8 protein-coding genes and 1 other annotated feature are annotated in these 10,078 nt (G+C 46.9%); of the genes, 6 read left to right on the top strand and 2 right to left on the bottom strand.

Going from position 1 to position 10,078, the window contains the following annotated elements; genetic code table 11:
• Positions 1–23: 23 nt before the first annotated feature.
• The gene (gene rplA, locus ACI31H_RS03065) at positions 24–719 is read left to right on the top strand and encodes a 50S ribosomal protein L1 (protein ID WP_439770531.1); all 696 of its coding nucleotides are present in this window, start codon (positions 24–26) and stop codon (positions 717–719) included.
• Positions 720–907: 188 nt separating this feature from the next.
• Here the strand turns inward: rplA and ACI31H_RS03060 are convergent, their stop codons facing one another.
• Positions 908–1,699, bottom strand: a complete 792-nt coding sequence (locus ACI31H_RS03060) for a 2-keto-4-pentenoate hydratase (RefSeq protein WP_439770529.1) — start codon at positions 1,697–1,699, stop codon at positions 908–910.
• Between the two features lie 668 nt (positions 1,700–2,367).
• On the opposite strand from ACI31H_RS03060, the gene ACI31H_RS03055 reads away from it, so the two are divergent.
• On the top strand, positions 2,368–3,561 hold the full coding sequence (locus ACI31H_RS03055; protein WP_439770528.1) for a PLP-dependent aminotransferase family protein: 1,194 nt from the start codon (positions 2,368–2,370) through the stop codon (positions 3,559–3,561).
• A 127-nt stretch (positions 3,562–3,688) separates the two neighbouring features.
• Here the strand turns inward: ACI31H_RS03055 and ACI31H_RS03050 are convergent, their stop codons facing one another.
• Positions 3,689–5,065, bottom strand: coding sequence for an amino acid permease (locus ACI31H_RS03050; RefSeq protein WP_439770530.1), 1,377 nt, complete (start codon positions 5,063–5,065; stop codon positions 3,689–3,691).
• A gap of 268 nt (positions 5,066–5,333) precedes the next feature.
• On the opposite strand from ACI31H_RS03050, the gene ACI31H_RS03045 reads away from it, so the two are divergent.
• The 4 genes from ACI31H_RS03045 (at position 5,334) to rplL (ending at position 9,964) form a co-directional block, all read left to right on the top strand.
• Positions 5,334–7,082, top strand: coding sequence for an ABC transporter ATP-binding protein (locus ACI31H_RS03045; RefSeq protein ID WP_439770527.1), 1,749 nt, complete (start codon positions 5,334–5,336; stop codon positions 7,080–7,082).
• The gene (locus ACI31H_RS03040; protein ID WP_439770526.1) at positions 7,075–8,841 is read left to right on the top strand and encodes an ABC transporter ATP-binding protein; all 1,767 of its coding nucleotides are present in this window, start codon (positions 7,075–7,077) and stop codon (positions 8,839–8,841) included. The genes ACI31H_RS03045 and ACI31H_RS03040 overlap by 8 nt, the downstream gene beginning before the upstream one ends.
• 43 nt (positions 8,842–8,884) lie before the next feature.
• Positions 8,885–9,004 (top strand) — a sequence feature (ribosomal protein L10 leader region).
• A 31-nt stretch (positions 9,005–9,035) separates the two neighbouring features.
• Positions 9,036–9,536 carry a 50S ribosomal protein L10 gene (gene rplJ, locus ACI31H_RS03035; protein WP_439770525.1) on the top strand — a complete coding sequence of 167 codons (501 nt, stop codon included), beginning with the start codon at positions 9,036–9,038 and terminating at the stop codon, positions 9,534–9,536.
• A 62-nt stretch (positions 9,537–9,598) separates the two neighbouring features.
• Complete coding sequence (gene rplL / locus ACI31H_RS03030; RefSeq protein WP_439770524.1) at positions 9,599–9,964, top strand: 50S ribosomal protein L7/L12; 366 nt, start codon at positions 9,599–9,601, stop codon at positions 9,962–9,964.
• The last annotated feature ends 114 nt before the right edge of the window (positions 9,965–10,078 follow it).

Raw genomic sequence — 10,078 nt, 5'->3', positions numbered from 1 at the left:
ATTTGCAAGGAGGAAAACACAAGATGGCTAAGAATCGTGGTAAGAAGTACCAAGATGCGCTTAAAAAGGTTGACAGCAAGAAGGAATATGCTGTTAACGACGCAGTTCAATTAGTAAAAGATATTGACTTTGCTAACTTTGACTCAACGGTTGAAGTTGCATTTAACTTAAACGTAGACACTAAGCAAGCTGACCAACAATTACGTGGTGCCGTTGTTTTACCAAACGGTACGGGTAAGGACCAAACCGTAATTGTTTTTGCCGAAGGTGACAATGCCAAGGCCGCTGAAGATGCCGGTGCTGACTTTGTTGGTTCCGACGACTTGGTGGAAAAGATCCAAGACGGCTGGCTTGACTTTGACGTTGCTATTGCAACGCCAAACATGATGCCTAAGGTTGGTCGTTTGGGTCGGGTCCTTGGTCCTAAGGGCTTAATGCCAAACCCTAAGACTGGTACGGTTACGATGGACGTTGCCAAGGCCGTTTCTGACGCCAAGGCTGGTCAAGTTACCTACCGGACTGACCGTGATGGTAACGTTGCTGTACCATTCGGTAAGGTATCCTTCGACACTGACAAGCTGGTTGAAAACCTGAAGACGTTGGAAGACATCGTTGTTAAGGCTCGTCCTGCTTCAGTACGTGGTACTTACATCAAGCACGCATCAATCGCCTCAACTTTTGGCCCAAGTGTAACGCTTGATTTAACTTCATTTGAATAAAATGAATATGAGACTGGGAAAGACATTGTTTTTCCCAGTCTTTTTGTTTTACTCCGCATAGCGTAAATAGGCCGCAAGCGTTTGGGTTTCCCGAATACTTGCGGCCATTTGTGTGCTAGGTTGATTTTTGATCCATATAAAAGAGGTTGGAGTTACCTCATTTGTAATCGGAGAGCGGTTGGTCAAACTTACAAAACAGTTAATTCAACGCTACCCAGGCCATGGTCAAAGGAGACCTTCCAATGGCCCTGGACTAACTTAGGTGGTAAGACAAAGGTTCCTGACGATACCAGTTGCCCTTGGCGGAATTGTTTTCCTTGCTCGGCCAACTTCTTTACTAGCCACTGGAGTGAATTGAGCGGATTACCGAGGACGGTAGCTGAACTTCCTTGGTCGAGTTGCCGGTCACCGAGGAAGAGCTGGGCGTTAACCGTTGCTAGGTCGTCGACGCTGGAAAAGAGTTGGTCAGTTGCCTGCTCAGTACCATAAACGACGAGGCCACCGACCGCACAGTCTGACATAACATTGTATTTACCGAGGCTGGGGAACCAGTCTTCAAAACGCGAGTCGGGAACTTCAAGGGCCCCCGCAACGGTTGTCTTGTGTAGTAAGTCTTCAAGACTGTCGGTACTATTAAGGTCCTCCTTAGCCCGAAATGCTAACTCAACTTCGACGAGTGGTTCCATTAGGTTAGCTAATTTAGTGGTAGCAGGGGCCGGAAGAAAATGGCGGTCAACCTGCTGACCATAAAGTGGTGAATCAGAATCAAACATTTGCTGGGTTTGTTTACTGGTCAGTGAAACCTTATAGCCACCGACAGGAAGGCCCTTAAGTGCCATTACCTGGTCCTGGACTGCATAGGCCGTTTCATCATCAGTGACGACGCCGGCCCAATCCTTTTCTTTTAAGGGCTTTTTAGTACGGTCAGCTTCAAAAAGTGCGTGTGCGAAATCTGCTTGTTGTGGGGTTAACTTTGTCATAATCAATTTCCTCCTCGTTAATGATCAGGAGCTCATCTTATGCCAACTATTTACATCAATGAGCACCATGATTGGTTTGCTGCTGTTGAAATAAAATATTAATGTCGCTAATGTCGCTGTCTTTCACAATGCTCACCTCTTAAGGGTTATTTTAAAAACAAACAAAAAAGTCCTTTAGGCATTGTAATAATGCCTAAAGGACGAATAAATCGTGGTACCACCTTTTCTTCATGGGAAAACCCACCTCAGCCAGACAAATAATCTGCTGCCACTGTAATGGGTGGCGACCAGGTCAACTTACTAGCTTCAGTGACCAACTTACAGGTGATTTCGTTAGTGGTACCGCGGCTAACTTTCACCAACCGTTAGCTCTCTGCTGCCAGTAACCACTGCGTATTTCCTGCGCCGTGTTTTTGCTTGTAATTAAGTTTAGCTAAACTATACTCATCAATTTTTAATTTGTCAACTAAATTTTTAACGATTACCAGTCCCAAAAATTTTAAAAGCTGGTTCATTTGATGAAGAAATTATTTTTATAATGGCCGTAATCGTATTAAAATAAACTTAGTACTTAACAAGATTGACAAACTAGTGTATACTACTTGCCAACGGCGGTTAATTAAAAGTTAATTAGAACCGTGTGATATTTTTTAAGAGGAGTGACGACAATGACAAAGTTTAACTATTCTAAACGAGTTCCAGCAGACGGCACGGATGCGGTGGGCGCAATCCTAAAAGCGGCGGCGGATCCGAAAATTATTTCCTTTGCTGGTGGATTGCCAGCTCCTGAATTATTCCCCGTCAAGGAAATGAAGGCGGCCGTTGACCAAGTTTTTGAAAAACACGGTCAAGAAGCCATGCAATACGGTGCTGCCAAGGGGGTCACCGCACTTCGTGAATTGATCCTTCAACACGTTAAAGAAAAGGAAGGCGTTGACGGACAGTTGGCTAATGTCTTGGTAACGACTGGTTCTGAACAGGTCCTTGACCTGGTAGGGAAGGCCTTCATTGACCCTGGCGACACGGTTTTAGTTGAACAACCGACCTATTTGTGTGCCCTGGATGTCTTTAAGTCATACGGTGCTCAGTTTGCTGGTGTGGCCATGGATGAACAGGGGATGAAGATGGATGCCCTCGAAGAAGCACTAAAGGCCCATCCGGAGACCAAGTTGATCTACACCGTACCAAACTTCCAAAACCCGACGGGACGGACGATGGCAGTTGAGCGTCGTCAAAAACTGGCTGAGTTAGCTGCTAAGTATGATGTGTATGTCTTAGAGGATAATCCGTATGGTGAAATTCGCTTCGCCGGCCACCATGTTCCAGCAGTTAAGTCCTTTGACACCACCGGCCATGTTTTCTACATGAGTACCTTCTCCAAGACATTAGCACCAGGTTTTCGTTTAGGTTGGGTCGTTGCCGACGAAGACGTGGTTAATAAGCTAACCGTGCTTAAGCAGTCGGCCGACTTACATACTGATAATCTGGCCCAGTATGCGGTAGTGGAATTTTTGAATAACAACGACCTTGATGCCCATGTAAAGGAAATTAGTGACCTTTATGGTAAGCGGAAGCAACTGATGACGGACGGATTAAAGAAGTACTTCCCAGAAGGGGTTAAGTACACCGATCCTGAAGGAGGGATGTTCCTGTGGGTTGAAGTGCCCGGGGTAGATGATACCGTGGAGCTCTTCAAGGAATGTCTCCAACACAATGTTGCCTTTGTACCAGGCGATCCTTTCTATGCTGGTAAGCCACAACCAGGTGCTTTCCGGCTAAACTATTCTAATGCACAAGAAGACCAAATCAAGGTCGGCATGAAGCAATTGGGTGAAGCACTCCAAGAAGCCGTTAATAAATAATTAAATCTACTAAAACGGGACTGCGGCAGAGGGTACCTTTACCTTGTCAATCCCGTGATTACAAATAAGCGCCAAGCGTTCGGATTTTTCTCTGGATACTTGGCGCTATTTTGTTGCACTAGTCCGCTTACTTTAATTTCATTTTATCCAATGGTACGAGCCGTGTGTGGTGGCGGAATTTATAGTAGAGGTAGAAGAAAATGAAGAGTGGGACGCTCATGTACGTAATCAAGATGTTTGACCAGTCGAGTTTAAGGAAGGCGTCGACATTTTGGCCGGCAATCACAACAATACAGAGTACCAGTGCGAAGAGGGGACCAAATGGGAACAAACCAGCATGGTAGTCAAGTTCATCTAAGGTGTGTCCCTGGCGGAGAAAACCGCGCCGGAAACGATAGTGGGCGATGGCAATTCCTAGCCATTCCATAAAACCACCCAGGCTTGTAGCCGAGATTAAGTAGTTGTAGACGTTGGGACCGATAAACTGGAGGGCCCACAGTGCCAGACTTAAGATTGCCATGGCTAGAAAACTAATGATGGGAACCCCGCGGCGGTTAACCCGCCGAAATCCTTTCCATAAGAAGCCATCAACTGACTGGGAAAAGAGGATTCGTGAGATGGCATAGAGCCAGGAGTTGGCTGATGAAAGGACCGCAATTAGAATTACAAAGTTCATAATTCCCGCGGCGTAACGGAGCCCCGCATACTGAAAAATAAGGGTAAAGGGACTCGAGATAATATCTTGCACGTCAGAACTTAAGAGGTTCTTATTGGTGTAAGGAAGAACGCAGGCAATTACGAAAATTGTTAAAACGTAAAAGAGGAGGATCCGCCAAAAGGTGGCATGGATCGCTTGGGGGACGCTATGTTGGGGGTCAGCCGACTCCCCAGCGGCAATTCCAACCATTTCCGTTCCTTGAAAGGAGAAACCGGAAACAACAAAGGCACTGATAATACCAGGAATTCCATTGACAAACGGTGCCTGTCGATAAGTGAAGTTACGAAAGCCCAGTGCGTGGTGGCCGCCGATTAGGCCCAAAATAACGGCAATCCCGACGATGACAAAGATAACGACCGCCGCTACCTTTAATAGTGCCAGCCAAAATTCGGTTTCACCATAGGCCCGGACGGAGAAGTAGTTAATGGTAAAAATAATCATAAAGGCCAGCAAACTAAAGATCCAGGCTGGAACGTGGGGAAACCAAAAGTTCATGACGATGCCGACGGTTGATAGTTCAACGGCCACTGTAATGGCCCCACAAAACCAGTAGTTCCAACCCATTGCAAAGCCCAGTGCCGGGTCGACATAGCGGTTGGCATACTCAGCGAACGAGCCACTTCGCGGATTATAAGTGGCCATTTCTGCTAGACTAGTCATTAAAAAGAAGACCATTAGCCCCATAATGAAGTATGCAATTAGGCTACCACCGGGTCCGGCCGTGGTAATTGCGGAACCACTAGCGATGAAAAGACCGGTCCCGATCGTCCCGCCGAGGGCAATCATCGAAAGGTGACGTGATTGTAGTGTATGCCGAATATGGCCATTAGGATGTTGATTATTCAACTTTCTTATCCCTCCTAGTTATTAGTTAGTAAAATTGTAGTACCGATCGCTGTCTAGTAGAAATACTTATTTTTGATAAATAAATATAGATGAGATGCATGGCTATTAGTATTCACTAAACAAATAACTAAGCATGAGGAAAAGGTATTTCACAGTGGAAGGAGAACTGGCCTATTATTAAGTAGTAAAAGTGGGAGGAGAAAAGGTAATGACGATTTTAAAACAACTACGCTGGTTCTTTCGTCAGCAGTGGCGACAATACCTGGGTGGGGTAATTGCCCTGGTATTAGTGGCGGTGTGTAACGTTATTCCGGCCCGCATAATCGGTAACGTTGTCGATGCGATTAGTGCTCACCGGGTAAACCATCGCTGGTTGGTGCTACAGCTGGGGATTATGTTAGGGGCTGCCATTATTCAATATTTTCTCCGTTTTGCCTGGCAAAAGCTCTTGTACGGTAGTTCATATGTACTCGAGCGTCAACTACGGAGTCGGTTATTCCACCATTTCATGGCGATGGATCCGAGCTTCTACCAACGTTGGCGAATCGGTGACCTAATGGCCCACGCGACGAATGACGTCGAGGCGGTACGGGAGGTTGCCAGCTACGGTATTTTAACACTGGCCGATTCAATTATTACCGGTGGTTCAATGATTATTGCAATGGGCGTATTTGTTAGCTGGCGGTTAACGATTATTACCTTACTGCCGTTACCGTTACTAGTGATTTTAGCTAACCGCCTGGGGAACCGGGTGCACATAGCTTACGGCCGGGCCCAAAAAGCCTTTGGTCAGCTTAATAATAAGACCCAAGAAAGCATTACCGGTATCAAGGTTATTCAATCCTTAGGAGAAGAGGCGGCCGACCTGCATGACTTTCATCACTACATCCAGCAGGCCCTTCATACGAATCTCCGGGCTTACTTTTGGGATGCGTTATTTAATCCGGCCACGACGTTAATTATGGGACTTGCCTACCTGTTAGCAATCGGCTTTGGCGGCTGGTTTGTTGGCCAGGGGCAACTAACGGTGGGGCAGCTGGTAACGATGATTACCTACCTCGGTGAGTTGGTCTGGCCGTTATTTGCGATTGGGACGCTCTTTAATACCCTAGAACGGGGCCGGGCCAGCTATAATCGGATTAGTACACTCCTTGCTGAAAAGCCAACCTGGTGGCCAGCACGACTAACGGTGGCCCAATTAGGGGGAACCTTAAAGGTGGACATCGAGCGTTTTAGTTATCCAGACGGTACTGGGGAAACGCTGCATGATGTTCATTTTCAAGTACCCCAGGGGACCAAGGTCGGAATTGTCGGGCCGACCGGGGGCGGCAAGTCGACCCTGTTACGGCTCCTAGTTCGCGATTTCGACCATTATGATGGTCAGATTACGGTGGCAGGCCATGATATTCGGGACTTCCCCTTGGATAGTTACCGGCAGCAAATTGGCTATACCCCGCAAACGGACTTCCTTTTTTCCACCACGGTCGAGCAGAATTTGCGTGTTGGGGATGAAGAGGCTAGTCAGCAGCAAGTACGGACGACGGCGCAAGCGGTAGCAATGGATCAAGAAATTGCTGCGATGCCAAAGCAGTTCCAAACACTGGTGGGTCAAGAGGGGACTAACCTATCAGGCGGTCAAAGGCAGCGTCTGTCCCTGGGCCGGGCACTAATTGGCGACGAACCATTGCTGGTCCTAGATGATCCACTGTCGGCCGTCGATGCGGAGACCGCTGAGCAGATTGAAAAACGATTAGTAGCAGCTAGTGATCAAACGGTGGTGATGACCACTAGTCGGCTAACGACGGTCGAAAACTTTGACTGGTTAATTATCATGGAGGCTGGGACGGTTACCGGCCAGGGACGGCCTAGTCAATTATTAAAGCAGCCTGGTTGGTACCATGACACCCTACGGGAACAGCTTCGCCACCAACAGTTGGAGGATGATTTAAATGAATAAAAAAAGCCAGCTCACTTACCGCCAGCAGTTGATTATTTTACGGCGAATTTTTCACGCGGCCCGGCCGTTCAAATGGCAGTTTATTCTGGCAATTACGATGGCGATACTGTTAAGTATTGTTAACCTTCTTTTACCGCGCATGATTCAGTATTACATTGACCACTACTTACGCCATGGCCCGGTATTACTAAAATGGATTATCTTGTTTGCCGGAATTTATGGTGGGTTAACGGTAATCCGGGCGCTAGTTCAGTTTATTCAGGCCTACAGTTTTGCGGTAGGGGCTGAACGAACCCTTGAGAGAATGCGTGAGCGACTGATTCACCACGTTTACTTTCTGGGGATGCGTTTCTTTGATGAGACACCCGTTGGCGAAATTGTTTCGCGAGTAACCAATGATACCAAGACCTTGTATAACTTTTGGAACCTCATCTTAAACCTGGTAGTGGCGGTAACTGGGCTAGTAGCCGCCTTTGTAGCGATGCTAACGGTGAGTTCCCTACTGGCCTGGGTGACGCTCACCCTACTATTGGTAATCATTATGTTAGTGTACTGTTATCAATACCTCAGCGTTCCAGTCTACCAGCATGTCCGGGCCTCGTTGAGTAAGCTCAATACCCGGTTAAATGACGCCTTAAGCGGGGTGGAGATTATCCAGCAGTTTGGCCAACAGCAGCGGTTGAACCGGGACTTTGACCAGGAGAATAATCGGTACTTTAACTATCGTAACCAGTTGATTAACTTTGACTCTTTCTTACTTTACCCAGTTGTTAGCCTGGTGTTTATCTTAGCTGAGATAGCGACGCTGGGGTACTTTGGAGGACGAAGTGAAAATGCAATGGTAGCGGCCGGGGTGGTCTATGCATTCATCGCCTACCAACAGAATTTCTTTAACCCCTTAACGAGTGTGATGGAAAATCTAGCAACCTTTCAGGAGGGTATCGTTGCTGGTAACCGGATCTTTGCGTTATTAGACCGTCCCTCTAGCCAGCCACGGCAGCAGGAGGACCCCCTAACAATTACGAAGGGGAAGATTGAGTTTCGCCACGTCACCTTTGGCTATGATCCCGCCAAACCAGTCCTTAAAGATATTTCCTTTACCGTCCTTCCCGGGCAAACGGTGGCCCTGGTTGGCCATACGGGGAGCGGTAAGAGCTCGGTTATTAACCTGTTGATGCGTTTTTATGAGTTCCAGTCGGGACAGATCCTGATTGACGGTGTTGATATCCGTCGTTACCCTCTAAAGGAGTTACGGCACCGGCTAGGGTTAGTTGTTCAAGACCCGATTATATTTTACGGAACGATTGCCCATAATATCGGCATGTTTAATGACGAACAGGATCAAAAAAATATCCAAGCAGCAGCCCAGGCCGTCAACGCCGCTGACTTTATCGAACGACTACCACGCAAGTATGCCACCCTATTAAGTGAGGGTGGCGGCAACCTCTCCGCCGGTCAGCGTCAGCTAATTGCCTTTGCACGGGTAATGGCCCGGCACCCACTTGTCCTCATTTTGGATGAGGCCACCGCCCATATTGACTCTCATACCGAGAGGATGATTACGACTAGCCTTAACAAGATGAGTCGTCAGCAAACCACGATTGCAATTGCTCACCGGCTCTCGACTATTCAAGAAGCCGATCAAATTCTCGTCTTGCGGGCGGGAAAAATTGTGGAACGGGGACGGCACAGCCAACTAATGGCCCAAGGGGGTTACTATGCCAAGCTGGTCCACCTCCAGGAAAAAGAAAATAAGTAAAAACTCTTTACAGACAAGCAGTGACATGTTAAACTTTCATAGTTGATTAAATATGACTCTGCCTAAGACTCAGGTGGCTTTAGCCTTAATCGTGTGCCTGCCGAGGAAGAAATGTAAAATTCCTTCTCTATGTCTGCGGTCATAGGGATTTTTTATTAAATCCGATCAAAATACATTGCAGGAGGTGAAAATTCATGAGTGAAGCAGCTATTGCTAAGAAGGCGGAAATCGTTAAGGACACTCAAGCTCTGCTTAACGATGCTGAATCAGCTATCGTTGTTGACTACCGTGGTTTGACAGTTGCCGAAGTTACTGACTTGCGTAAGCAACTCCGTGATGCCGGTGTTAAGATGTCAGTTATCAAGAACAAGATTCTTGACCGGGCCGTTGAAGGTACTGACTACGAAGATCTGAAGAGCACCTTTGTTGGTCCTACTGCTGTGGCTTTCTCAAACGAAGACCCAATCGCACCAGCAAAGATCCTGAAGAAGTTCGCTGATGACCACGACGCTCTTGAAATTAAGGGTGGCTTCATCGAAAAGAGTGTTAAGACTCTCGATGAAATTAACGAATACGCTACGATGCCAAGTCGCGAAGACCTGCTGTCCATGCTTGCATCTGCATTGCAAGACCCAATGCGGAAGATTGCTTGTGCAGTCAAGGCCGTTGCCGACAAGGAAGACGAAGCCGCATAATTGCCGTATATCGGTTCAATATCAAATTAAAATTAATTACCTAAATATTGGAGGAAATAAACATGGCTTTTGATAAGGATGCTATCATTGCTTCATTAAAGGAAGCATCAATTTCTGACCTTAACGATCTTGTTAAGGCTATCGAAGACGAATTCGACGTTTCTGCTGCTGCTCCAGTTGCTGTTGCCGGTGCTGCCGGTGGCGACGCTGCTGCTAAGGACAGCTTCACTGTTGAATTGACTGAACCAGGTCAAGCTAAGGTTAAGGTTATTAAGGCCGTTAAGGACATCACTGGTGTCGGCCTGAAGGATGCTAAGGACCTTGTTGACGGTGCTCCTTCAGCTATCAAGGAAGACGTTAAGGAAGACGAAGCTAACGACATCAAGGAAAAGCTTGAAGCCGCTGGTGCTACTGTTACCCTTAAGTAGTCTTAGCACTAATTTAAATAAAAAGCTGCCTGCGGGCGGCTTTTTTATTTTTAAATTTGAAAGGCAGATTGCAAGAAATAACTTGAACGAATTTAATGACGTAAATTAAGCAGG

Origin of the sequence: Limosilactobacillus sp. (assembly GCF_051873035.1) — a bacterium.
Classification (GTDB): domain Bacteria; phylum Bacillota; class Bacilli; order Lactobacillales; family Lactobacillaceae; genus Limosilactobacillus.
The sequence above is the reverse complement of the archived record's forward strand: the minus strand, read 5'-3'. Positions and strand labels throughout refer to the sequence as shown.